A 24,942-nucleotide genomic window follows, 5' to 3' on the forward strand; every position below is an offset into this window, starting at 1 on the left:
GAACAGCCGCGCGTGCAAGCAGAGGCGGAACGGTACGACAGGCGCCACCCCGATGGTGCGCCCCGCCTCTCGGCTCTAGGGGATCGATGACCGAGTATGGCCGGGGCTACGGCTCCGAACCGTGGCATCCCGACGACCCGCTCTACGGAGACCGTGGTCCTTACGGAGGCCAGGAGCAGCAGCCGCAGTGGGGCGGACAGCAGCCCACCGGGTATCCCCAGCAGCAGTACCCCCAGCACGAGCAGCACCCTCAGCAGCAGTACCCGCAGCAGCAGTACCCGGCGGGCCACGGCGGCTGGGACGGCACCCAGCCGCCGGGCGGCCGGCCGGCGTACGACCCGTACGACCCGTATGGGCAGCACCAGCCGGCCGACCCGTACCTCCAGCCGGGCCAGGAATACCCGGCCCCGCACCAGACCGGCCAGAACTACGCGGGTCACGACTACTACGGCGGGTCGGACGGCTACGGCATCCAGGAGACCCACCAGATGCCGGCCCAGCCGCCGGCCCCGCAGCACGGCATGCCGGAGCAGGCGCTGTCCGACCCGCACCAGCAGCAGTACGGGCAGCCGCCGCATCCGCAGCGTCCCGGCGACTACCCGCCGGGGCCCGGCCCGCAGCAGCACCCGCCGGCCGGGGAGCCCTACGACGACCCGGCCGGTGACGACTGGCGGGCGGCACCGGACGCCGACGAGCCGGAGCCGCGCAAGCGGGAGCGGGACCACCCGTTCTTCGCCGACGAGCCGGACGCCGAGGACGACGGCTACGACGACGAGGACGACGACCGGTCGGGCCGCGACGGCCGGGGCCGCAAGGGCAAGAACAAGAAGAACAAGCGGCGCAGCGGTACCGCCTGCCTGGTCGTGACGCTGGCGCTGGCCGGTGTCGTCGGTGGCGGCGGCTACTTCGGCTACGACTTCCTCATGCGCCACTTCGGCTCGGCCCCCGACTACGAGGGCGAGGGCAGCGGGGCTGTGCAGGTCGACATCCCCGACGGCTCCACCATCTTGCAGATGGGCCTGATCCTGAAGCGCGAGGGCGTGGTCAAGAGCGCCGACGCGTTTTCCGCAGCGGCCGTCGACGGCAAGAAGGACAAACTTCTGCAGCCCGGTTCGTATTCGCTGCGCGAGCACATGTCCGCGGCCTCGGCCGTAGCCCTGATGTCGGATCCGCGAAGCCGTAACGGCCTGACGATCCGAGAGGGGCTGCGGGCCGGCGCGGTCTACACGCTGATCGACAAGAAGCTCAAGCTCAAGGCGGGCGCCACCAAGGAGATCGCGCACAGCGAGGCGAAGAACCTCGGGCTGCCGTCGTGGGCCGACGACTCCCCGAAGATCAAGGACCCGCTGGAGGGCTTCCTCTACCCCTCGACGTACAGCGTCGGCGATCACGCAAAACCCGCGGACGTGCTCCGGCAAATGATCTCGCGGGCCACTCAGGAATACCAGAAGTACGATCTCGAATCGAACGCCAAGAAATTCCATCTGGACTCTCCGCTCCAGCTCATCACCGTCGCCAGCCTCACCCAGGCCGAGGGCATGACGCACGATGACTTCCGGAAGATGGCGGCCGTCGTCTACAACCGGTTGGCCCCGACCAACACGGCCACGAACCAGAAGCTGGAATTCGACTCGACGTTCAACTACCTGAAGAACCAGAGCAAGATCAATATCAGTACGCAGGAGATCCGGCACTACGACGATCCCTACAACACGTACTTCTACCGGGGACTCCCGCCCGGTCCGATCGGAAATCCCGGCGCGGACGCGCTCAAGGCCACGATCAACCCGGACAACTCCAATAAGTGGCTCTACTTCATCTCGGTGGACGGCAAGAAGACGGACTTCACCACCAACTACACCGACCACGAGAAGCTCGTCCAGGAATTCAACAAGCGGCAACAAGAGCAGAAGAACGGAAACTGAAGGCCAGCCGGTGTCCCACAGTCCTGAGCACAAGAAGGCGGCGGTCCTCGGATCGCCCATCGCGCACTCCCTCTCGCCGGTGCTGCACCGCGCCGCCTACGACGAACTCGGGCTGACCGGCTGGGAGTACGGCCGCCACGAGGTCGACGAGACCGGGCTGCCCGCGTTCCTGGAGAAGCTCGGCCCCGAGTGGGCGGGACTGTCGCTGACCATGCCGCTCAAGCGCGCGGTGATCCCGCTGCTGGACGAGATCAGCCCCACCGCGGCCTCCGTCGAGGCGGTCAACACCGTCGTGTTCACCCCCGACGGGCGCCGGCGCGGCGACAACACCGACATCCCGGGCATGCTCGCCGCGCTGCGCGAGCGCGGCGTCCAGCAGGTCGAGCGGGCCGCCGTCCTCGGCGCCGGCGCCACCGCCTCCTCGGCGCTGGCCGCGCTCGCCCGGATCTGCACCGGTGAGGTCACCGCGTACGTGCGGAGCGCGGCGCGCGCCGACGAGATGCGCGGCTGGGGTGAACGGCTCGGCGTCCCGGTCCGCACCGCCCCGTGGGACGACGCCGCCGCGGCCTTCGAGGCGCCGCTGGTCGTCGCGACCACCCCGGCGGGCAGCACCGACCCGCTCGCCGCCGCCGTACCCGACCGGCCCGGCACCCTCTTCGACGTCCTCTACGAGCCCTGGCCGACGGCGCTGGCCGCCGCCTGGTCCGACCGCGGCGGCGCCGTCGTCGGCGGGTTGGACCTCCTGGTCCACCAGGCCGTCCTCCAGGTCGAGCAGATGACCGGCCGGGCCCCGGCGCCGCTGGCCGCGATGCGCCGGGCGGGCGAGGCGGCGCTCGCCGCCCGCTGAGTGGTCGCCGCGGTCCGCACCCTGGACGGCGCGCCGCGCGCCCTGCCCGACGTGGGAGGATTCAGAGGAGACCGTACGCGGATGAGCAGTAACTGAGGAGCACCGTTGAGCAGGTTGCGCTGGCTGACGGCGGGGGAGTCGCACGGCCCCGCACTCGTGGCGACGCTGGAGGGCCTTCCCGCCGGCGTGCCGATCACCACGGAGATGGTGGCGGACGCCCTGGCCCGCCGCCGGCTCGGCTACGGCCGCGGTGCCCGGATGAAGTTCGAGCGGGACGAGGTCACCTTCCTCGGCGGCGTGCGGCACGGCCGTTCGCTGGGCTCCCCCGTCGCGATCATGGTCGGCAACACCGAGTGGCCCAAGTGGGAGCAGGTGATGGCCGCCGACCCGGTCGACGAGAGCGTGCTGGCCGAGCAGGCCCGCAACGCCCCGCTGACCCGCCCCCGCCCCGGCCACGCCGACCTCGCCGGCATGCAGAAGTACGGCTTCGACGAGGCCCGCCCGATCCTGGAGCGCGCCTCCGCCCGCGAGACCGCGGCCCGGGTCGCCCTGGGCACCGTCGCCCGCTCCTTCCTCAAGGAGACGGCCGGTATCGAGATCGTCTCGCACGTCGTCGAGCTGGCCTCGGCCAAGGCCCCGTACGGCGTCTACCCCACGCCCGCCGACGTCGAGAAGCTGGACGCCGACCCGGTGCGCTGCCTGGACGCCGACGCGTCGAAGGCGATGGTCGCCGAGATCGACCAGGCCCACAAGGACGGCGACACGCTCGGCGGCGTCGTCGAGGTCCTGGCCTACGGAGTGCCGGTCGGCCTCGGTTCGCACGTCCACTGGGACCGCCGCCTGGACGCCCGGCTGGCCGCCGCCCTGATGGGCATCCAGGCCATCAAGGGCGTCGAGGTCGGCGACGGCTTCGACCTGGCGCGGGTGCCCGGTTCGAAGGCGCACGACGAGATCCTCGCCACCGACGAGGGGATCAAGCGCGCCTCCGGCCGCTCCGGCGGCACCGAGGGCGGTCTGACCACCGGCGAACTCCTGCGCGTCCGGGCCGCGATGAAGCCGATCGCGACGGTGCCGCGGGCGCTGGCGACGATCGACGTCAGCACCGGCGAGGCGGCCAAGGCGCACCACCAGCGCTCCGACGTCTGCGCGGTCCCGGCCGCCGGCATCGTCGCCGAGGCGATGGTGGCGCTGGTGCTGGCCGACGCGGTGGTGGAGAAGTTCGGCGGCGACAGCGTGCCGGAGACCCGCCGCAACGTCCAGAGCTTCCTCGACAACCTGGCGATCAAGTGACCGCGCCCGTCGTCGTACTGGTCGGCCCGCCCGGGGCCGGCAAGTCCACCGTGGGCGCGCTGCTGGCCGAGCGGCTGGGCGTGGAGTACCGCGACACCGACACCGACATCGTCGCCACCGCCGGCAAGCCGATCGCCGAGATCTTCATCGAGGACGGCGAGCCGCACTTCCGCGAGCTGGAGCGGGAGGCGGTCCGCACCGCCCTCGACGGCCACTGCGGAGTGCTCGCCCTCGGCGGCGGCGCGATCATGGACGACGGCACCCGGAAGCTGCTGACGGGGCTGCCCGTGGTCTTCCTGGACGTCGAACTCGCCGACGCCGTCAAGCGGGTGGGGCTCGACGCGCCCCGCCCGCTGCTCGCGGTCAACCCGCGCAAGCAGTGGCGCGAGCTGATGGAGCGGCGCCGTCCGCTCTACACCGAGGTCGCACGGACCGTGATCGCCACCGGGGGCCGCACCCCCGAGGACGCCGTCGACGCGATCGTGGACGCTTTGGAGCTACGGCCGGCCGCGGACGCCGCGCGGCCCGCCGGCAGGGAGGAACAGGCATGACCGAGCAGGCCACCCGCATCCAGGTCGGCGGTACCGCCGGCACCGACCCCTACGAGGTCCTCGTCGGGCGGCAGCTGCTGGGCGAACTCCCCGGCCTGATCGGCGACGCGGCCAAGCGCGTCGCCGTGCTGCACCCCGAGGCGCTGGCCACCACGGGTGAGGCGCTGCGCGAGGACCTGGCCGGGCAGGGCTACGAGGCGATCGCCATCCAGCTGCCCAACGCAGAGGAGGCCAAGACCGCCGAGGTCGCCGCCTACTGCTGGAAGGCGCTCGGCCAGACCGGCTTCACCCGCACCGACGTGATCGTCGGCGTGGGCGGCGGCGCCACCACAGACCTGGCCGGCTTCGTCGCCGCGACCTGGCTGCGCGGGGTGCGCTGGATCGCCGTACCGACCACCGTCCTGGGCATGGTGGACGCCGCGGTCGGCGGCAAGACCGGCATCAACACCGCCGAGGGCAAGAACCTCGTCGGCGCCTTCCACCCGCCGGCCGGGGTGCTCTGCGACCTGGCCGCGCTGGACACCCTCCCGGTCCACGACTACGTCTCCGGGCTGGCCGAGGTCATCAAGGCCGGTTTCATCGCCGACCCGGCGATCCTCGACCTGATCGAGGGGGACCCGGAGGGCGCCAAGCGTCCCGACGGCCCGCACACCTCCGAGCTGATCGAGCGGGCGATCCGGGTCAAGGCCGAGGTGGTCTCCGCCGACCTCAAGGAGTCCGGCCTGCGGGAGATCCTCAACTACGGCCACACCCTGGCCCACGCCATCGAGAAGAACGAGCGCTACAACTGGCGGCACGGCGCCGCGGTCTCCGTCGGCATGGTCTTCGCCGCCGAACTCGGCCGGATCGCCGGCCGGTTGGACGACGCCACCGCCGACCGGCACCGCGCCGTTCTGGCCTCCGTCGGACTGCCCCTGACCTACCGCGGCGACCAGTGGCCCAAGCTGCTGGAGACCATGAAGGTCGACAAGAAGTCCCGCGGCGACCGGCTCCGCTTCATCGTCCTCGACGGCCTGGCCAAGCCGACCGTCCTGGAGGGCCCGGACCCGGCGATGCTGCTCGCGGCGCACGCCGAGATCGCGGCGTGAGCCCGGTGAGCCGCCGCGTGCTGGTCCTCAACGGCCCCAACCTCGGCCGGCTGGGCTCCCGCGAGCCCGACGTCTACGGCGCCACCTCCTACGCCGGACTGGTCGCCGAGTGCGCCCGGCTCGGCAAGGAGCTCGGCTTCGAGGCCGAGGTGCGGGAGACCAACGACGAGGGCGAGATGGTCCGCTGGCTGCACGAGGCCGCCGACGGCGCCGTCCCGGTCGTCATCAACCCCGGCGCGTTCACGCACTACTCGTACGCGATGCGGGACGCGGCGGCCCAGCGCACCGCCCCGCTGATCGAGGTGCACATCTCCAACCCGTACGCCCGCGAGGAGTTCCGCCACACCTCGGTCATCGCGGCCGTCGCCAGCGGCACCATCGCGGGTTTCGGCATCGGCTCGTACCGCCTGGCGCTGCGCGCCCTCGCCGAGGAACTGAACGGCTGACCGGCGAGCCGTCCATACACCCGTGCCCTCGGCCGTTCATTCGACGGACGCCGGGGGTAGGGAAACCTCCTGGCGGTTGCCGGGAGAGTACGGTTCACCGCAGCACCACCCGGCGGTGGGGCGGCAACGACCCGTACCCGCCCCGCAGTTGCCTCAACGGCGCACCGGGCCACCCCGCCCGGTGCGCCGCCCCGCACCACGTCGACCGCACGAGACGGAGAGCCACCGGATGCAGTACGCAGTGGGGGCTCCGCTGCCACCGCCCCGCGGCCCACTTCACCCCCAGGGCGCCGGCACGACCATGAACTGGACGCCCCACCCCGGCCAGCCCCACCCGCCCGGCGTGCCGCACACCCCCGCGGCCCCGCCGCCGCCCCCCGCCCCACCGGCGCACACCGCCCCGGGGCAGGGCTGGCACGCCCCCGCGCCCCACCAGGCCCCGCCCGCGCCGCACAGCAACGACATCACCGGCCACGTCCAGCTGCCCTCCGGTGCCCCCGTCCCGCTGCCCAGCCCGCCGCCGGGCAACGCCGCCGCGGACGCCGCGCACGCCGCCGTCGCGGTGCTGCTGATCGGCCCGGCCGGCGCCGGCAAGACCAGCGTCGCCCGGCACTGGGCCGACACCCGCAGGGTGCCGACCGCGCACATCAGCCTGGACGACGTCCGCGAATGGGTCCGGTCCGGTTTCGCCGACCCGCAGTCCGGCTGGAACGACAACTCCGAGGCGCAGTACCGCCTGGCCCGCCGCACCTGCGGTTTCGCCGCGCGCAACTTCCTCGCCAACGGCATCTCCTGCATCCTCGACGACGCGGTCTTCCCGGACCGCCCGGTCGTCGGCCTCGGCGGCTGGAAGCGCCACGTCGGCCCCGGCCTGCTGCCGATCGTGCTGCTCCCGGGCCTGGAGGTCGTCCTGGAGCGGAACGCCCGGCGCACCGGCAACCGCCGGCTGTCCGACGAGGAGGTGGCCCGCATCCACGGCCGGATGGCCGGCTGGTACGGCTCCGGGCTGCCGATCATCGACAACTCCCAGCACGACGTCGCCACCACCGTGCGGCAGCTCGACGAGGTCGTCGCCCGCAGCATCGCCAGTCCGCCCAGCTGGTAGCCGGCCCCGTCCCCCGGCCGGCCGTCTCGAACGGCCAGCCCGGGAGAGCGGTCGTACGCTGACGATATGTCCGAGTTGTACGCGGTCCGACGCGCGCAGCTGCGCGACCGCTGCGCCGCAACCGGAAGTACCGCCGCACTGATCTCGCGCCCCGCCAACGTCCGCTATCTCACCGGCTGCACCCCACCCGGCGCGGCCCTGCTGCTGGCTCCCGGCGACGACGTCCTGGTCTGCGGCCGGCCGCTCACCGGCGATCCCACCGAGGGGCGCCCCGCAGACGACGTACGGGTCTCGGTGCTGCCCGCCCGCGGCAGCGACCCCGTGGTGGCGGCCGCCGGTCTGGCCGCCAAGGCGGGCGCGGAGACCCTCGCCGTGGAGGAGCACCACCTCACCGTCACCCGCCACCGGGCGCTGTCCCGGATCGCGCCCCGGATGCGACTCGCCGACCTGGCCTGCGCCGTCGAGGCGCAGCGGCTGGTCAAGGACGACGACGAGATCGCCTGCCTGCGGATCGCCGCCGAGATCAGCGACCAGGCACTGGGCGAACTCCTGGAGTCGATCCTGGTCGGCCGCACCGAACGCCACCTCGCGCTCGAACTGGAGCGCCGCCTGGTCGACCACGGCGCCGACGGCCCGGCCTTCCCCACCTCCGTCGCCACCGGACCGAACTCCGGGCGCGCCGGACACCTGCCCACCGACCGCCGGGTCGAGGAGGGCGACTTCCTCACCGTCGGCCTGGGCGCGAACTACCGCGGCTACCGCTGCGAGATCGGCCGGACCTTCGTCATCGGCACGACGCCGGCGGACTGGCAGATCGACCTCTACGACCTGGTCTTCGCAGCCCAGAAGGCCGGCCGGGAGGCGCTCGCGCCGGGCGTGGAGTGCCACGAGGTGGACCGGGTGACCCGCCAGATCCTGGAGCGGGCGGGGCACGGCGAGGGGCTCGGGCCGTGGACCGGGCACGGTGTCGGACTGGAAATCGACGAGGACCCTCAGTTGTCCCCCGGGGCCATGGGTAAACTGGATGCTTGCGTCCCGGTCACCGTCGAGCCAGGGGTCCACATCCCGGGCCGTGGCGGTGTCCGGATCGACGACACCCTCGTCGTGCGCCCCGAGGCGGACGGCGGACCCGAGCTACTCACGATCACAACCAAGGAGCTGCTCGCCCTGTGAGCCACCGGGCTCGCTGGGGGCGGTTCCTCGGTACCCACCACCTGTAGTCCAGGAGATTCCGCAACCGTGGCTTCCACGAACGACCTCAAGAACGGCATGGTGCTCAAGCTCGACGGCGGCCAGCTCTGGTCCGTCGTAGAGTTCCAGCACGTCAAGCCCGGTAAGGGCCCGGCCTTCGTCCGCACCAAGCTCAAGCATGTGCTCTCCGGCAAGGTGGTGGACAAGACCTTCAACGCCGGTACCAAGGTCGAGACGGCCACCGTCGACAAGCGTGGCATGCAGTTCTCGTACATGGACGGCGACTACTTCGTCTTCATGGACATGGACACCTACGACCAGCTGCACATCGACCGCAAGACCGTCGGTGACGCCGCCAACTTCCTGCTCGAGGGCTTCGAGGCCGTCGTCGCGCAGAACGAGGGCCAGGTCCTCTACGTCGAGCTGCCGGCCGCCGTCGAGCTCGTCATCAAGGAGACCGAGCCGGGCCTCCAGGGCGACCGCTCCACCGGTGGCACCAAGCCCGCCACCCTGGAGACCGGCTACGAGATCCAGGTCCCGCTCTTCATCGCCACCGGTGAGAAGATCAAGGTCGACACCCGTACCGGCGACTACCTCGGCCGGGTGAACAGCTAACCGTGGCTGCCCGCACCAAGGCCCGTAAGCGCGCCTTCCAGATCCTCTTCGAGGCCGACCAGCGCGGTGCCGATGTGCAGTCCGTGCTCGCGGACTGGATGCGCCATGCCCGGACCGACCCCCGCCAGCCGCCGGTGCACGAGTACACCCTGGAACTGGTCGAGGGGTACGCGGAGCACATCGCCCGCATCGACGAGCTCATCTCCACCTACTCCGTGGACTGGGACCTGGACCGGATGCCGGCGGCCGACCGCTCCATCCTCCGGCTCGGGGCCTACGAACTGCTCTGGGTGGACGGCACGCCGGATGCGGTGGCGATCGACGAGGCCGTGCAGCTGGCCAAGGAGTTCTCCACCGACGACTCGCCGTCGTTCGTCAACGGCCTGCTCGCCCGGCTCAAGGAGCTGAAGCCGGGGCTGCGCCGCGAGGAGACGCGCTGATCCGGCCGCGAGGCCGCTGATCTGCTGAGAACCGAGGCACGACGACGGGCCCGGAGCGATAGGACATCGCTCCGGGCCCGTCGTCGTGCGTCTGCGCGCCGTCCAGTCGTCCGCCTGTACGGGAAGCCCGGCCGGTGCCCGCAGGCCCGGGAAACGCGGACCGCCGCCCCGGGAAGCCCGGAGCGGCGGTACGTTTCTGCGTGTGAAGCGCGGGGCTTCGGAGCGGTCAGATCTCCTCGTGCTGCACGGCCCGGCGGGCGTCCGCGTCCAGCACGCCCCAGCTGATCAGCTGCTCGGTGAGCACCGAGGGCGACTGGTCGTAGATCACCGCGAGGGTGCGCAGGTCGTCCTGACGGATCGAGAGGACCTTGCCGTTGTAGTCACCGCGCTGGCTCTGGATGGTGGCGGCGTAGCGCTGGAGCGGGCCGGCCTTCTCCTGCGGGACGTGGGCCAGACGCTCAAGGTCCAGCACCAGCTTCGGCGGCGGCTCGGCGGCGCCGCCCGGCGTCGTGCCCGGCAGCAGTTCCTGCACCGGCACGCCGTAGAAGTCCGCCAGCTCGGCAAGGCGCTGTACGGTCACGGCACGGTCGCCGCGCTCGTACGACCCCACCACCACGGCCTTCCAGCGGCCCTGGGACTTCTCCTCGACGCCATGGAGAGAGAGGCCCTGCTGGGTACGGATGGCGCGGAGCTTGGCCCCGAGCTGTTTAGCGTATTCGCTGGACATAAAGCTCCCCAGACGGCTGTATCGACATGCGGCTCCGCCGCGTGGCTGGTAACTCACTGTGAGGTTACGCAGCGTAATCTGACTTCGTCAAGCCGAATGGGGCAGACCATCGCCCGTCAGGGGGGCGTACGGGTCCGGGAGGGCCTCCTGATAGCCTGAACCCCGTAATTCCGACGTCCTTTAAAGTCCGTCCCGTGAGGCGGAGAAGGAGGTCCGTTTCGTATGGACGCACGCAGTTCCGCATCGAGAACCCAAGCCCCGGCCCGCCCGGTGCTGGAGGGTCCCGACATCGCGCGGATGCTCACCCGTATCGCCCACGAAATCGTCGAGCGCGCCAAGGGCGCGGACGACGTGGTGCTGCTGGGAATCCCCACCCGCGGTGTCTTCCTCGCCCGGCGGTTGGCCGCCAAGCTCGAAGAGATCACCGGTCGCGCCATTCCGGTCGGCTCGCTGGACATCACGATGTACCGCGACGACCTGCGCCTGGGCCCCGCCCGCACGCTGGCCCGTACGGAGATCCCCACCGACGGCATCGAGGGGCGCCTCGTCCTCCTCGTCGACGACGTGCTCTTCTCCGGGCGCACCATCCGCGCCGCGCTGGACGCCCTGGGTGACATCGGGCGACCGCGCGCCGTACAGCTCGCGGTCCTGGTCGACCGCGGCCACCGCGAGCTGCCGATCCGCGCCGACTACGTGGGCAAGAACCTCCCCACGTCGCTGCGGGAGGCGGTCAAGGTCCAGCTGACCGAGGAGGACGGCCGCGACGCCGTGCTGCTCGGCCTGCGCCCGGACCCGTCCCGCCATGTCGAGTCCCCGGCGGCCGAGTCGACCGCCCCGGCCGGCGAGCGCTAGCGCACGCGCGTACGGACCCGGTGACCCCGGGCCCGCACCCATGCCCGCTCAACGGACATTCCCGTACACCTCCCTCACTCCCGGAGAAAACCGGATGAAGCGCCACCTCATCTCGGCCGCCGATCTCACGCGGGACGACGCCGTGCTGATCCTCGACACCGCCGAGGAAATGGCCCGGGTCGCCGACCGGCCGATCAAGAAACTGCCCGCCCTGCGCGGGCGTACCGTCTGCAACCTCTTCTTCGAGGACTCGACCCGGACCAGGATCTCCTTCGAGGCCGCCGAGAAGCGGCTCTCCGCGGACGTCATCAACTTCGCCGCCAAGGGCTCCAGCGTCTCCAAGGGCGAGTCCCTCAAGGACACCGCCCAGACCCTGGAGGCGATGGGCGTCGACGCCGTCGTCATCCGGCACAGCGCCTCCGGCGCCCCGTACCGGCTGGCCACCTCCGGCTGGATCGACGCCCCCGTCATCAACGCCGGCGACGGCACCCACCAGCACCCCACCCAGGCCCTGCTGGACGCCTTCACCATGCGGCGCCGGCTCATCGGCCCGGACGCCGGGCTCGGCCGGGACCTCGACGGGAAGCGCATCACCCTCGTCGGCGACGTGCTGCACAGCCGCGTCGCCCGCTCCAACGTCGACCTCCTGCACACCCTCGGCGCCGAGGTCACCCTCGTCGCGCCGCCCACCCTGGTGCCGGTCGGCGTCGAGACCTGGCCCTGCGAGGTCTCCTACGACCTCGACAGCGTGCTGCCCAAGTCGGACGCCGTGATGATGCTGCGGGTCCAGCGCGAGCGGATGAACGCCGCCTTCTTCCCGACCGAGCGCGAGTACTCGCGGCGCTACGGCCTGGACGGCGACCGGATGGCCCGGATGCCCGAGCACGCCATCGTGATGCACCCCGGGCCGATGGTCCGCGGCATGGAGATCACCGCCGAGGTCGCCGACTCCGACCGCTGCACGGTCATCGAGCAGGTCGCCAACGGCGTCTCCATCCGCATGGCCGTCCTCTACCTGCTGCTCGGCGGCAACGAGCCCGCCGTCACCCACCCCCGTACCGAGGAGAAGTAAGACCATGAGCAAGATCCTGATCCGCGGTGCGAAGGTGCTCGGCGGCGCGCCGCAGGACGTGCTGATCGACGGGGAGTTCATCGAGGCGGTGGGCACCGGCCTGTCCGCCGAGGGCGCCGACGTCGTCGAGGCCGACGGCAAGGTCCTCCTGCCGGGCCTGGTCGACCTGCACACCCATCTGCGCGAGCCGGGCCGGGAGGACTCCGAGACCGTCCTGACCGGTACCCGGGCCGCGGCCAGCGGCGGCTACACCGCGGTGTTCGCCATGGCCAACACCTTCCCGGTCGCCGACACCGCCGGCGTCGTCGAGCAGGTCTACCGGCTGGGCAAGGAGAGCGGCTACTGCGACGTGCAGCCCATCGGCGCCGTCACCGTCGGCCTGGAGGGCAAGAAGCTCGCCGAGCTGGGCGCGATGCACGAGTCGGCGGCCGGCGTCACGGTCTTCTCCGACGACGGCAAGTGCGTCGACGACGCGGTGATCATGCGGCGGGCCCTGGAGTACGTGAAGGCGTTCGGTGGGGTCGTCGCCCAGCACGCCCAGGAGCCGCGGCTGACCGAGGGCGCCCAGATGAACGAGGGCATCGTCTCGGCCGAGCTGGGGCTCGGCGGCTGGCCGGCCGTCGCCGAGGAGTCGATCATCGCCCGGGACGTGCTGCTCGCCGAGCACGTGGGGTCCCGGGTCCACATCTGCCACCTCTCGACCGCGGGCAGCGTCGAGATCGTCCGGTGGGCCAAGTCCCGCGGCATCGACGTGACGGCCGAGGTCACCCCGCACCACCTGCTCCTCACCGACGAGCTGGTGCGCAGCTACAACCCGGTCTACAAGGTCAACCCGCCGCTGCGCACCGAGCGCGACGTCATGGCGCTGCGGGAGGCCCTCGCCGACGGCACGATCGACATCGTCGCCACCGACCACGCCCCGCACCCGCACGAGGACAAGGACTGCGAGTGGGCCGCGGCCGCGATGGGCATGGTGGGCCTGGAGACCGCCCTGTCGGTCGTCCAGCACACCATGGTCGAGACCGGGCTGCTGGACTGGGCCGGCGTCGCCGACCGGATGTCCGCCACCCCGGCGCGGATCGGGCAGCTGGCGGCCCACGGTCGCCCCATCTCAGCCGGCGAGCCCGCCAACCTCACCCTGGTCGATTCCGCTTACCGTGGAGAGGTGGACCCCGCGGGCTTCGCCTCCCGCAGCCGCAACACCCCCTACGAGGGCCGTGAGCTGCCGGGACGCGTCACCCACACCTTCCTGCGAGGCCGCGCAACGCTCGTCGACGGGAAGCTCGCGTGACTCCTTCACTCATCCACTTGGCCGCGGAACCGCACTCCGCCCCGGTCACCGACTGGGCCGGACGCATCGCCTGGGTGGTCGGTCTGCTGGTCTTCGTCGTCTTCGTCTACTGGCTGATGCGCCAGGGCTGGAAGTGGCGCGGCACCCTCCAGGGCGATCTGCCCGAGCTGCCGACCGCCCCGGCCGACGCCGGCGAGCCCCGGCTGGCCCTCAGCGGCCGCTACCACGGCTCGACCACCGCCGGGCAGTGGCTGGACCGGATCGTCGCCCGCGGCCTGGGCACCCGCAGCCGGGCCGAACTGACCCTGACCGACCAGGGCCTGTCCGTCGTACGGCCGGGCGCCACGGACTTCTTCGTACCGGCCGCCGCCCTGCGCGGCGCCCGCCTCGACAAGGGGATCGCCGGCAAGGTCCTCCCCGAGGGCGGCCTGCTGGTCGTCACCTGGGAACACGGCGGCAGGCAGATCGACTCGGGCTTCCGCTCCGACCAGGCGACCGAGCACCCCGCCTGGGTCGAGGCCCTCAACCAGCTCAGCACCACCGAGCACACCACCGAGCACAGTGAAACGGAAGGCGCACGATGACGACCTCCACCAAGGGGACCGCCAAAATCCCCGCCGTACTCGTCCTGGAGGACGGCCGCACCTTCCGCGGCCGTGCCTACGGGGCCGTGGGGGAGACCTTCGGTGAAGCGGTGTTCTCCACCGGCATGACCGGTTACCAGGAGACGCTGACCGACCCCTCGTACCACCGCCAGGTCGTCGTCATGACCGCCCCGCACGTCGGCAACACCGGCGTGAACGACGAGGACCCCGAGTCCGCGCGGATCTGGGTCTCCGGCTACGTCGTCCGCGACCCCGCCCGCGTCCCGTCCAACTGGCGCTCCCAGCGCTCCCTCGACGAGGAGCTGCGCCACCAGGGCGTCGTCGGCATCAGCGGCGTCGACACCCGCGCGCTCACCCGCCACCTGCGCGAGCGCGGTGCGATGCGGGTCGGCATCTTCTCCGGCAACGCGCTGCCCGACGAGGGCACGATGCTCGCCGAGGTGCGCCAGCAGCCCGAGATGCAGGGCGCCGACCTCTCCGCGCAGGTCGCCACCAAGGAGACGTACGTCGTCCCGGCGATCGGCACGAAGAAGTTCACCGTGGCCGCCGTCGACCTCGGCATCAAGGGCATGACCCCGCACCGGATGGCCGAGCGCGGCATCGAGGTGCACGTGCTGCCGGCCACCGCGACCGCCGAGGACATCTACGCGGTCGCCCCCGACGGCGTGTTCTTCTCCAACGGGCCCGGCGACCCGGCCACCGCCGACCACGCGGTCGGCGTGATGCGCGAGGTGCTCTCCCGGAAGACCCCGCTGTTCGGCATCTGCTTCGGCAACCAGATCCTGGGCCGGGCGCTGGGCTTCGGCACGTACAAGCTCAAGTACGGGCACCGCGGCATCAACCAGCCGGTGCAGGACCGTACGACCGGCAAGGTCGAGGTCACCGCGCACAACCACGGGTTCGCCGTGGACGCGCCGCTCGACAAGGTCTCCGACACCCCCTTCGGCCGCGCCGAGGTCTCCCACGTCTGCCTCAACGACAACGTGGTGGAGGGGCTTCAGCTCCTCGACCAGCCGGCATTCAGCGTGCAGTACCACCCCGAGGCGGCCGCCGGCCCGCACGACGCCGCGTACCTCTTCGACCGCTTCGTTTCCCTGATGGAGGGCCAGCGTGCCTAAGCGCACCGATATCCAGTCCGTCCTGGTCATCGGCTCCGGCCCGATCGTCATCGGTCAGGCCGCCGAGTTCGACTACTCCGGCACCCAGGCTTGCCGGGTCCTCAAGGCCGAGGGCCTGCGCGTCATCCTGGTCAACTCCAACCCGGCCACGATCATGACCGACCCGGAGATCGCCGACGCCACCTACGTCGAGCCGATCACCCCGGAGTTCGTCGAGAAGATCATCGCCAAGGAGCGCCCGGACACGCTGCTGCCGACCCTCGGCGGCCAGACGGCGCTCAACACCGCCATCTCGCTGCACGAGGCCGGCACCCTCGACAAGTACGGCGTCGAGCTGATCGGCGCCAACGTCGAGGCGATCAACAAGGGCGAGGACCGCGACCTGTTCAAGGAGGTCGTCAGGGCGGTCAACGCCAAGATCGGCCACGGCGAGTCCGCCCGCTCGGTCATCTGCCACTCCATGGACGACGTCCTCAACGGCGTCGAGGAGCTCGGCGGCTACCCGGTCGTCGTCCGCCCCTCCTTCACCATGGGCGGCGCCGGCTCCGGCTTCGCCCACGACGAGGAGGAGCTGCGCCGGATCGCCGGCCAGGGCCTGACGCTCTCCCCGACCACCGAGGTGCTCCTGGAGGAGTCCATCCTCGGCTGGAAGGAGTACGAGCTGGAGCTGATGCGCGACAAGCACGACAACGTCGTGGTCGTCTGCTCCATCGAGAACTTCGACCCGATGGGCGTGCACACCGGTGACTCGATCACCGTCGCCCCGTCGATGACGCTCACCGACCGCGAGTACCAGGTCCTGCGGGACATCGGCATCGCCGTGATCCGCGAGGTCGGGGTGGACACCGGCGGCTGCAACATCCAGTTCGCGGTCAACCCCGAGGACGGCCGGGTCATCGTCATCGAGATGAACCCCCGGGTCTCCCGCTCCTCGGCCCTGGCCTCCAAGGCCACCGGCTTCCCGATCGCGAAGATCGCCGCGAAGCTGGCCGTCGGCTACACCCTGGACGAGATCCCGAACGACATCACCCGGGAGACCCCGGCGTCATTCGAGCCGACCCTCGACTACGTCGTCGTCAAGGTGCCGCGGTTCGCCTTCGAGAAGTTCCCGGCCGCCGACGCCACCCTCACCACCACCATGAAGTCGGTCGGCGAGGCGATGGCCATCGGCCGCAACTTCACCGAGGCGCTCAACAAGGCGCTGCGCTCGCTGGAGAAGAAGGGCAGCCAGTTCGCCTTCACCGGCGAGCCCGGCGACAAGGCCGAGCTGCTGGAGCGGGCCCAGGTCCCCACCGACGGCCGGATCAACACCGTCATGGCGGCGATCCGGGCCGGCGCCACCCCGGAGGAGGTCTTCGACGCCACGAAGATCGACCCGTGGTTCGTCGACCAGCTCTTCCTGATCAAGGAGGTCGCGGACGAGATCGCGGCCGCCGACACGCTCGAACCGGAAATCCTTGCGGAAGCAAAGCGTCACGGCTTCTCGGACGTCCAGATCGCGGACCTCCGCGGCCTGCGCGAGGACGTCGTCCGCGAGGTGCGGCACGCGCTCGGCCTCCGCCCGGTCTACAAGACGGTCGACACCTGCGCGGCCGAGTTCGCGGCCCGGACCCCGTACTTCTACTCGTCCTACGACGAGGAGACTGAGGTCGCGCCCCGCGAGAAGCCCGCGGTGATCATCCTCGGCTCCGGCCCCAACCGCATCGGCCAGGGCATCGAGTTCGACTACTCCTGCGTCCACGCCTCGTTCGCGCTCAGCGACGCCGGCTACGAGACCGTGATGGTCAACTGCAACCCGGAGACCGTCTCCACCGACTACGACACCTCCGACCGGCTCTACTTCGAGCCGCTCACCCTGGAGGACGTCCTGGAGATCGTGCACGCCGAATCCCAGGCGGGCCCGGTCGCCGGGGTCATCGTCCAACTCGGCGGGCAGACCCCGCTGGGCCTGGCGCAGGCCCTCAAGGACAACGGCGTGCCGATCGTCGGCACCTCGCCCGAGGCCATCGACCTGGCCGAGGAGCGCGGCGCGTTCGGCCGGGTGCTGACCGAGGCGGGCCTGCCAGCCCCCAAGTACGGCACCGCCTTCTCCTTCGACGAGGCGAAGGCCATCGCCACCGAGATCGGCTACCCGGTGATGGTCCGCCCCTCGTACGTCCTCGGCGGCCGCGGCATGGAGATCGTCTACGACGAGCCCTCGCTGGCCGAGTACCTGGAGCGGCACGCCGGCCTGATCGACCGGCACCCGGTCCTCATCGACCGGTTCCTCGACGACGCCATCGAGATCGACGTGGACGCGCTCTACGACGGCCACGAGCTCTACCTCGGCGGCGTCATGGAGCACATCGAGGAGGCCGGCATCCACTCCGGCGACTCCGCCTGCGCGCTGCCCCCGATCACCCTCGGCGGCTTCGACATCAAGCGGCTGCGCGCCTCCACCGAGGCCATCGCCAAGGGCGTCGGCGTCCGCGGACTGATCAACATCCAGTTCGCGATGGCCGGGGACATCCTCTACGTCCTCGAAGCCAACCCGCGCGCCTCGCGGACCGTGCCCTTCACCTCGAAGGCCACCGCGGTCCCGCTGGCCAAGGCCGCCGCCCGGATCTCGCTGGGCGCCACCATCGCCGAGCTGCGCGCCGAGGGCATGCTCCCCAAGGCCGGGGACGGCGGCACGCTGCCGCTGGACGCGCCGATCTCCGTCAAGGAGGCGGTCATGCCCTGGTCGCGGTTCCGGGACGCCTCGGGCCGCGGCGTGGACACCATCCTCGGCCCGGAGATGCGCTCCACCGGCGAGGTCATGGGCATCGACTCGGTCTTCGGCACGGCGTACGCCAAGTCGCAGGCCGGCGCCTACGGTGCGCTGCCCACCAAGGGCCGCGCGTTCGTCTCCGTCGCCAACCGCGACAAGCGCTCGATGATCTTCCCGGCCCGTGAGCTGGTCGCCCACGGCTTCGAGCTGCTGGCCACCTCCGGCACCGCCGAGGTGCTGCGCCGCAACGGCATCAAGGCCACCGTGGTCCGCAAGCAGTCCGAGGGCGAGGGCCCGAACGGCGAGAAGACCATCGTCCAGCTGATCCACGACGGCCAGGTCGACCTGATCGTCAACACCCCCTACGGGACCGGCGGCCGGCTCGACGGCTACGACATCCGCACCGCCTCCGTGGCCCGCGGCATCCCCTGCCTGACCACGGTCCAGGCGCTGGCCGCCGCCGTCCAGGGCATCGAGGCGATGTCCCGCGGCGACGTCGGGGTGCGCTCCCTCCAGGAGCACGCCCGACATCTGACCGCGGCCCGCGAGGAGTAGGCCCGAGAGGGGGACACCGGATGGTGTCCCCCTCTTCATGAGCCCACCGACCCGTTCCTCGCGAAAAGGCCCGCCCACCATGTACCGCCTGTTCTTCCAGCTGTTCTTCCAGCGCATGGACCCCGAGAAGGCCCACCACCTGGCCTTCCGCTGGATCCGCCTGGCCGCGCGGATCCCCGTGCTGCGCACGTTCGCCGCGGCCGCCCTCGCCCCCCGCCACAAGGAACTGCGCACCGAGGCCCTGGGCCGCCGGATGCACGGCCCCTTCGGCCTGGCCGCCGGCTTCGACAAGAACGCCGTGGCCATCGACGGGATGGCGATGCTCGGCTTCGACCACGTCGAGATCGGCACCGTCACCGCCCAGCCGCAGCCCGGCAATCCCAAGAAGCGGCTGTTCCGGCTGGTGCCGGACCGCGCGCTGATCAACCGGATGGGCTTCAACAACGACGGCTCGGCCGCGGTCGCCGCCCGCCTGGCCGCCCGCAACCCCGTCTTCCGGACCACGGTCGGCGTCAACATCGGCAAGACCAAGATCGTCCCGGAGGCCGAGGCGGTCGCCGACTACGTCACCTCCACCGAGCGCCTGGCCCGGCACGCCGACTACCTGGTCGTCAACGTCTCCTCGCCGAACACCCCGGGGCTGCGCAACCTCCAGGCCGTCGACCACCTGCGCCCGCTGCTCACCGCGGTCCGCGAGGCCGCCGACCGCACGGTCACCGACCGCCGGGTCCCGCTGCTGGTCAAGATCGCCCCCGACCTCGCCGACGAGGACGTGGACGCGGTCGCCGACCTCGCCCTGGAGCTGCGCCTGGACGGCATCATCGCCACCAACACCACCATCGCCCGCGAGAGCCTGGGCCTGGCCTCCGACCCGAAGCTGACCGCCGAGACCGGCGGCCTGTCCGGCGCGCCCCTCAAGGAGCGCTCCCTGGAGGTCCTGCGCCGCCTGTACGCCCGCGTAGGCGACCGGATCACCCTGATCGGGGTCGGCGGCATCGAGACCGCCGAGGACGCCTGGCAGCGCATCCTCGCCGGCGCCACCCTCGTCCAGGGCTACAGCGCCTTCATCTACGAGGGCCCGTTCTGGTGCCGCGCGATCCACAAGGGCCTCGCCGCGCGCCTGCGCAACAGCCCGTACGCCACTCTCGCCGACGCGGTCGGCGCCGACCACAAGAAGGTGACCGGATGAGCCTCGAACCCTTCGGCGCGCGTCTGCGCCGCGCCATGGACGAGCGCGGCCCGCTCTGCGTCGGCATCGACCCGCACGCCTCGCTGCTGGCCGACTGGGGCCTGAACGACGACGTGGCGGGCCTGGCCCGGTTCACCCGGACCGTCGTGGAGGCCCTCGGCGAGCAGGTCGCGGTCTTCAAGCCGCAGTCGGCCTTCTTCGAGCGGTTCGGCTCGCGCGGCCTCGCCGTCCTGGAGACCGCCGTCGAGGAGGCGCGGGAGCGCGGCGCTCTGATCCTGATGGACGCCAAGCGCGGCGACATCGGTTCCACCATGGGCGCCTACGCCGAGGCGTTCCTGCGCCCGGACTCGCCGCTGTTCTCGGACGCGCTGACGGTCTCCCCGTACCTCGGCTTCGGCTCGCTGAAGCCCGCCGTGGAGCTGGCGCGGGAGAACGGCGCCGGCCTCTTCGTGCTCGGCCTGACCTCCAACCCGGAGGGCGCGGAGGTCCAGCGGGCGGTCCGCGAGGACGGCCGCACGGTCGCCGCCACCATGCTCGGCCACCTGGCCGCCGAGAACGCCGGGGCCCAGCCGCTGGGGTCCTTCGGCGCGGTCGTCGGCGCCACGCTCGGCGATCTCTCCGCCTTCGACCTGGCGATCAACGGCCCGCTGCTGGCACCCGGCATCGGGGCGCAGGGCGCCACCCCCGCCGACCTGCCCACCGTCTTCGGCAAGGCGGTCCGCAACGTGGTGCCGAGCGTCAGCCGGGGAGTGCTGAAGCACGGTCCGGACGTCGGCGCGCTGCGCGCGGCGGCGACCCGCTGTGCCGACGAAGTGCGCGCGGCGGTCGCATAACGAGGTTATTTGGTCCCGAAATGTCCTGGTCAGCTGAGTCTGACCAGGACTTTTCGTCTGTTCTCGCTGACTCCAGCGCCATCGGCCGCTAGTCTCCGACGAGAGCACTGCACGTAAGCGCGTTGCTCGTTGCTCCGCTGTTGCGGGGCGACTAGGTTCCACACCGGTCCGTATCCGACAGTTCGACATCCGAGGTGACGTAGGCGTGGCTCTTCCGCCCCTTACCCCTGAACAGCGCGCTGCCGCGCTCGAAAAGGCCGCCGCGGCTCGCCGGGAGCGCGCCGAGGTCAAGAATCGGCTCAAGCACTCCGGGGCCTCCCTGCACGAGGTCATCCAGCAGGGCCAGAAGAACGATGTCATCGGCAAGATGAAGGTCTCCGCCCTCCTGGAGTCCCTGCCGGGCGTGGGCAAGGTCCGCGCAAAGCAGATCATGGAGCGGCTCGGCATCTCCGAGAGCCGCCGAGTGCGCGGTCTGGGCTCCAACCAGATCGCATCGCTGGAGCGTGAGTTCGGCAGCACGGGTTCCTGAGTTTCTCGGCATTGCCGGGAAGCTGGAATAATCGCTGCATGAGTTCAGCAGTCTCCCGGGGGTCCGCCCCGGTTCCCCCGGCCAGACAACCGCGCCTGACCGTGCTCTCCGGCCCTTCGGGGGTCGGCAAGAGCACGGTCGTCGCGCATCTGCGCAAGGTCCATCCCGAAATCTGGCTCTCGGTCTCGGCCACCACCCGCAAGCCGCGCCCGGGGGAGCGCCACGGCGTCCAGTACTTCTTCGTCGAGGACGAGGAATTCGACAAGCTGGTCGCCAACGGTGAGCTGCTGGAATGGGCCGAGTTCGCCGGCAACCGCTACGGCACCCCGCGCCAGGCGGTGCTGGACCGGCTGGCGGCCGGCGAGCCGGTCCTTCTGGAGATCGACCTGCAGGGCGCCCGCCAGGTGCGCGAGTCCATGTCGGACGCCGACCTGGTCTTCCTGGCCCCGCCGAGCTGGGAGGAGCTGGTCCGCCGGCTCACCGGCCGCGGCACGGAGGCCCCGGAGGTCATCGAGCGGCGCCTGGAGGCGGCCCGGATCGAGCTCGCGGCGGAGAAGGAGTTCGACGTGACGCTCGTCAACACCTCCGTCGAGGACGTCAGCCGTGAGCTGCTAGCCTTGATGCTGCGCCGCCCTGAAGACCGGACCTCCGGCGACTGACTCCGGTCCCGATCGCGGCGCCGCTGATTTCGGCGCCTGTGCGCCATCACCTGCTTCATCCCCCTTCGGAAGGTAGAGAGTGTCCTCTTCCATCACCGCACCCGAGGGCATCATCAACCCACCCATTGATGAGCTTCTCGAGGCCACCGACTCGAAGTACAGCCTCGTGATCTACGCCGCCAAGCGTGCGCGCCAGATCAACGCGTACTACTCCCAGCTCGGCGAGGGCCTGCTGGAGTACGTCGGCCCGCTGGTCGACACCCACGTGCACGAGAAGCCGCTGTCGATCGCGCTCCGCGAGATCAACGCCGGCCTGCTGACCTCTGAGGCCATCGAGGGTCCGGCCGGCCAGTAAGCGGCACCGCGTCCCTCACCAAGGGCCCGGCACAGGTACCTCCCGGCGTGTAGCCGGGGGACCTGCCGGGCCCTTGGTGTGCCGTGAGGGCATAGGTTGAGGGACATGCGTTCGGACCTAGGCTCGGGGAGCGGGGAATCGATGGACAAGCGGGAGCGGCCCAGGGTCGTCCTGGGGGTCAGTGGCGGGATCGCCGCGTACAAAGCGTGCGAGCTGCTGCGCCGACTCACGGAGTCCGGCCATGACGTACGGGTGGTGCCGACCGCCTCGTCGCTGCACTTCGTCGGCGAGGCCACCTGGTCGGCGCTGTCCGGCAACCCGGCCACCACGGAGGTCTGGGAGTCCGTCCACGAGGTCCCGCACGTCCGCATCGGTCAGGCCGCCGACCTCGTCGTGGTCGCCCCGGCCACCGCCGACATGCTGGCCAAGGCCGCCCACGGCCTCGCCGACGACCTGCTGACCAACACCCTGCTCACCGCCCGCTGTCCGGTGATCTTCGCGCCCGCGATGCACACCGAGATGTGGGAGAACCCCGCCACCCAGGAGAACGTCGCCACGCTGCGGCGCCGCGGCGCGCTCGTCATCGAGCCCGCGGTGGGCCGGCTTACCGGCGTCGACACCGGCAAGGGCCGCTTCCCGGACCCGGTGGAGATCTTCGACCTGTGCCGCCAGGTGCTGGCCCGCGGCGCCGAGGGCCTGCCGCAGGACCTCGCGGGTCGCCACGTCGTGGTCAGCGCGGGCGGCACCCGGGAGCCGCTGGACCCGGTGCGCTACCTGGGCAACCGCTCGTCCGGCAAGCAGGGCTACGCCCTGGCCCGTACCGCCGCGGCCCGCGGTGCCCGGGTCACCCTGGTCGCCGGCAACACCGAGCTGCCCGACCCGGCCGGTGTGGACGTGATCCACATCGGCACCGCCCGGCAGCTGCGCGAGGCCGTGCTGAAGGCCGCGGCGGACGCCGACGCGGTGGTGATGGCCGCCGCGGTGGCCGATTTCCGCCCTGCGGTTTACGCCACCGGGAAGATCAAGAAGCAGGAGGGCCAGGAGCCGGAACCCGTCACCCTGGTGCGAAATCCGGACATCCTTGCCGAGCTCTCCGCGGACCGGGCCCGCCCCGGCCAGCTGGTCGTCGGCTTCGCCGCCGAGACCGACGACGTCCTTGCCAACGGCCGGGCCAAGCTCGCCCGCAAGGGCTGCGATCTCCTGGTCGTCAACGAGGTCGGCGAAGACAAGACCTTCGGTTCGGCCGAGAACGAGGCCGTGATCCTGGCCACGGACGGCACCGAGGCCGCCGTGCCCTACGGTCCGAAGGAAGCGCTCGCCGACACCGTCTGGGACCTGGTCATCCCCCGTCTGGCCGATCCGCGCCCCTGACGTTCACCCCTGCGGGTAACCCCCGGACCGGGCTCTCGGGCACCCTGATCGGCCCCTGAAATTCGGCGTGTCCTCTTGACCCGACTGATTCTCAAGGTGATCGTCACTACCGTGAGTCAGTGGTGTCCCAGGTCACGGGGGTTCCATAAATCGAGACTGCGTGCCCAAGCGCCACGTTCGACCGATAAACTGGCAGTGGATTTGGCCGAGCGCAGCTCTCGGCCGTTCCGCTAAATGATCAGCCAGCAGCCGCTGCAACCCCAGGGAGCGATGTGTCCCGCCGCCTGTTCACCTCGGAGTCCGTCACCGAGGGCCATCCCGACAAGATCGCTGACCAGATCAGCGACACCATTCTCGACGCTCTCCTCAAGGAGGACCCGACGTCCCGGGTCGCCGTGGAGACGTTGATCACCACCGGCCTGGTGCACGTGGCCGGCGAGGTGACGACGAAGGCGTACGCCGACATCCCCAATCTCGTCCGGAGCAAGATCCTGGAGATTGGTTACGACTCGTCCAAGAAGGGCTTCGACGGCGCCTCCTGCGGCGTCTCGGTGTCCATCGGTGCGCAGTCGCCGGACATTGCCCAGGGCGTCGACACCGCCTACGAGAACCGCGTCGAAGGCGACGACGACGAGCTGGACCGGCAGGGCGCGGGCGACCAGGGCCTGATGTTCGGGTTCGCCTGTGACGAGACCCCTGAGCTCATGCCGCTCCCGATCTACCTGGCGCACCGCCTCTCGCGCCGGCTGTCGGAGGTCCGCAAGAACGGGACCATCCCCTACCTCCGCCCCGACGGCAAGACCCAGGTCACCATCGAGTACGACGGCAACAAGGCCGTCCGCCTCGACACCGTGGTGGTCTCCTCCCAGCACGCCAGCGACATCGACCTGGACTCGCTGCTCGCGCCCGACATCCGCGAGTTCGTCGTCGAGCACGTCCTCAACCAGCTCGTCGAGGACGGCATCAAGCTGGACACCGACGAGTACCGCCTGCTGGTCAACCCGACCGGGCGGTTCGAGATCGGTGGCCCGATGGGCGACGCCGGCCTGACCGGCCGCAAGATCATCATCGACACCTACGGCGGTATGGCCCGCCACGGTGGCGGTGCCTTCTCCGGCAAGGACCCGTCCAAGGTCGACCGCTCCGCCGCGTACGCCATGCGCTGGGTCGCCAAGAACGTCGTCGCCGCCGGCCTCGCCTCGCGCTGCGAGGTCCAGGTCGCCTACGCGATCGGCAAGGCCGAGCCGGTCGGTCTCTTCGTCGAGACCTTCGGTACCAACGCGGTCGACACCGAGAAGATCGAGGCTGCCATCGGCGAGGTCTTCGACCTCCGCCCGGCCGCGATCATCCGCGACCTCGACCTGCTCCGCCCGATCTACTCCCAGACCGCCGCCTACGGCCACTTCGGCCGTGAGCTGGAGGACTTCACCTGGGAGCGCACCGACCGGGTGGACGCCCTGCGCAAGGCCGCGGGCCTGTAAAAGGGCTCCGCACCGCCACGGCTTCCCCCGAGGGCCCCGGACCGCTGGACGGTCCGGG

24 protein-coding genes are annotated in these 24,942 nt (G+C 71.1%); 23 read left to right on the forward strand and 1 reads right to left on the reverse strand.

The annotated features are described in order from the left end of the window. The first annotated feature begins 86 nt into the window (after positions 1 to 86). The 10 genes from mltG (at position 87) to nusB (ending at position 9,498) form a co-directional block, all read left to right on the forward strand. A complete protein-coding gene (gene mltG / locus CG747_RS15325) occupies positions 87 to 1,925 on the forward strand; it encodes an endolytic transglycosylase MltG (RefSeq protein ID WP_100602279.1) in 1,839 nt (612 codons plus the stop codon). A 10-nt stretch (positions 1,926 to 1,935) separates the two neighbouring features. Further along, a complete protein-coding gene (locus CG747_RS15330) occupies positions 1,936 to 2,772 on the forward strand; it encodes a shikimate dehydrogenase (RefSeq protein ID WP_100602280.1) in 837 nt (278 codons plus the stop codon). Positions 2,773 to 2,877: 105 nt separating this feature from the next. Further along, complete coding sequence (gene aroC / locus CG747_RS15335) at positions 2,878 to 4,062, forward strand: chorismate synthase (RefSeq protein WP_100602281.1); 1,185 nt, start codon at positions 2,878 to 2,880, stop codon at positions 4,060 to 4,062. After that, complete coding sequence (locus CG747_RS15340; RefSeq protein WP_100602282.1) at positions 4,059 to 4,613, forward strand: shikimate kinase; 555 nt, start codon at positions 4,059 to 4,061, stop codon at positions 4,611 to 4,613. Before aroC ends, CG747_RS15340 begins: the two co-directional genes overlap by 4 nt. Further along, on the forward strand, positions 4,610 to 5,701 hold the full coding sequence (gene aroB / locus CG747_RS15345; protein ID WP_100602283.1) for a 3-dehydroquinate synthase: 1,092 nt from the start codon (positions 4,610 to 4,612) through the stop codon (positions 5,699 to 5,701). Before CG747_RS15340 ends, aroB begins: the two co-directional genes overlap by 4 nt. 5 nt (positions 5,702 to 5,706) lie before the next feature. Continuing rightward, entirely contained in the window at positions 5,707 to 6,147 is a 441-nt protein-coding gene (gene aroQ / locus CG747_RS15350) for a type II 3-dehydroquinate dehydratase (protein WP_100602420.1), read from the forward strand. A gap of 229 nt (positions 6,148 to 6,376) precedes the next feature. Beyond that, positions 6,377 to 7,252, forward strand: a complete 876-nt coding sequence (locus tag CG747_RS15355) for a Pro-rich N-terminal domain-containing protein (protein ID WP_100602284.1) — start codon at positions 6,377 to 6,379, stop codon at positions 7,250 to 7,252. A gap of 66 nt (positions 7,253 to 7,318) precedes the next feature. After that, positions 7,319 to 8,425 (forward strand): aminopeptidase P family protein, encoded by a 1,107-nt coding sequence (locus tag CG747_RS15360; RefSeq protein WP_100602285.1) that lies wholly within the window; start codon positions 7,319 to 7,321, stop codon positions 8,423 to 8,425. Positions 8,426 to 8,491: 66 nt separating this feature from the next. Continuing rightward, positions 8,492 to 9,058, forward strand: a complete 567-nt coding sequence (gene efp, locus CG747_RS15365; RefSeq protein WP_100602286.1) for an elongation factor P — start codon at positions 8,492 to 8,494, stop codon at positions 9,056 to 9,058. Between the two features lie 2 nt (positions 9,059 to 9,060). Continuing rightward, positions 9,061 to 9,498, forward strand: a complete 438-nt coding sequence (gene nusB / locus CG747_RS15370; protein ID WP_100602287.1) for a transcription antitermination factor NusB — start codon at positions 9,061 to 9,063, stop codon at positions 9,496 to 9,498. 226 nt (positions 9,499 to 9,724) lie between these two features. Here nusB and bldD read toward each other — a convergent pair whose 3' ends face one another. Next, positions 9,725 to 10,225, reverse strand: a complete 501-nt coding sequence (gene bldD, locus CG747_RS15375; RefSeq protein ID WP_018539834.1) for a transcriptional regulator BldD — start codon at positions 10,223 to 10,225, stop codon at positions 9,725 to 9,727. 222 nt (positions 10,226 to 10,447) lie between these two features. On the opposite strand from bldD, the gene pyrR reads away from it, so the two are divergent. The 13 genes from pyrR (at position 10,448) to metK (ending at position 24,884) form a co-directional block, all read left to right on the forward strand. Next, positions 10,448 to 11,077 (forward strand): bifunctional pyr operon transcriptional regulator/uracil phosphoribosyltransferase PyrR, encoded by a 630-nt coding sequence (pyrR, locus tag CG747_RS15380; protein ID WP_257980436.1) that lies wholly within the window; start codon positions 10,448 to 10,450, stop codon positions 11,075 to 11,077. 94 nt (positions 11,078 to 11,171) lie between these two features. Beyond that, positions 11,172 to 12,149 (forward strand): aspartate carbamoyltransferase catalytic subunit, encoded by a 978-nt coding sequence (locus CG747_RS15385; protein ID WP_100602288.1) that lies wholly within the window; start codon positions 11,172 to 11,174, stop codon positions 12,147 to 12,149. A gap of 4 nt (positions 12,150 to 12,153) precedes the next feature. Continuing rightward, complete coding sequence (locus CG747_RS15390) at positions 12,154 to 13,440, forward strand: dihydroorotase (RefSeq protein ID WP_100602289.1); 1,287 nt, start codon at positions 12,154 to 12,156, stop codon at positions 13,438 to 13,440. After that, positions 13,437 to 14,024, forward strand: coding sequence for a hypothetical protein (locus CG747_RS15395; RefSeq protein ID WP_100602290.1), 588 nt, complete (start codon positions 13,437 to 13,439; stop codon positions 14,022 to 14,024). The genes CG747_RS15390 and CG747_RS15395 overlap by 4 nt, the downstream gene beginning before the upstream one ends. Next, entirely contained in the window at positions 14,021 to 15,163 is a 1,143-nt protein-coding gene (gene carA / locus CG747_RS15400; RefSeq protein ID WP_100602291.1) for a glutamine-hydrolyzing carbamoyl-phosphate synthase small subunit, read from the forward strand. Before CG747_RS15395 ends, carA begins: the two co-directional genes overlap by 4 nt. Continuing rightward, on the forward strand, positions 15,156 to 18,467 hold the full coding sequence (carB, locus tag CG747_RS15405; protein ID WP_100602292.1) for a carbamoyl-phosphate synthase large subunit: 3,312 nt from the start codon (positions 15,156 to 15,158) through the stop codon (positions 18,465 to 18,467). Before carA ends, carB begins: the two co-directional genes overlap by 8 nt. A 79-nt stretch (positions 18,468 to 18,546) precedes the next feature. Further along, complete coding sequence (locus CG747_RS15410; protein ID WP_100602293.1) at positions 18,547 to 19,656, forward strand: quinone-dependent dihydroorotate dehydrogenase; 1,110 nt, start codon at positions 18,547 to 18,549, stop codon at positions 19,654 to 19,656. Then, complete coding sequence (gene pyrF / locus CG747_RS15415; protein WP_100602294.1) at positions 19,653 to 20,489, forward strand: orotidine-5'-phosphate decarboxylase; 837 nt, start codon at positions 19,653 to 19,655, stop codon at positions 20,487 to 20,489. The genes CG747_RS15410 and pyrF overlap by 4 nt, the downstream gene beginning before the upstream one ends. 205 nt (positions 20,490 to 20,694) lie before the next feature. Further along, positions 20,695 to 21,018: an integration host factor gene (locus CG747_RS15420; protein WP_016572363.1), complete on the forward strand. Its 324-nt coding sequence runs from the start codon at positions 20,695 to 20,697 to the stop codon at positions 21,016 to 21,018. Between the two features lie 38 nt (positions 21,019 to 21,056). After that, positions 21,057 to 21,677, forward strand: a complete 621-nt coding sequence (gmk, locus tag CG747_RS15425) for a guanylate kinase (protein ID WP_100602295.1) — start codon at positions 21,057 to 21,059, stop codon at positions 21,675 to 21,677. 79 nt (positions 21,678 to 21,756) lie between these two features. Beyond that, entirely contained in the window at positions 21,757 to 22,032 is a 276-nt protein-coding gene (gene rpoZ / locus CG747_RS15430) for a DNA-directed RNA polymerase subunit omega (RefSeq protein WP_039638039.1), read from the forward strand. 141 nt (positions 22,033 to 22,173) lie between these two features. After that, positions 22,174 to 23,403 carry a bifunctional phosphopantothenoylcysteine decarboxylase/phosphopantothenate--cysteine ligase CoaBC gene (coaBC, locus tag CG747_RS15435; protein WP_100602296.1) on the forward strand — a complete coding sequence of 410 codons (1,230 nt, stop codon included), beginning with the start codon at positions 22,174 to 22,176 and terminating at the stop codon, positions 23,401 to 23,403. A 272-nt stretch (positions 23,404 to 23,675) separates the two neighbouring features. Continuing rightward, positions 23,676 to 24,884: a methionine adenosyltransferase gene (metK, locus tag CG747_RS15440; RefSeq protein WP_100602297.1), complete on the forward strand. Its 1,209-nt coding sequence runs from the start codon at positions 23,676 to 23,678 to the stop codon at positions 24,882 to 24,884. Positions 24,885 to 24,942: the final 58 nt, after the last annotated feature.

The sequence above is a fragment of the Streptomyces sp. CB02959 genome (genome assembly GCF_002803155.1).
Lineage (GTDB): Bacteria > Actinomycetota > Actinomycetes > Streptomycetales > Streptomycetaceae > Streptomyces.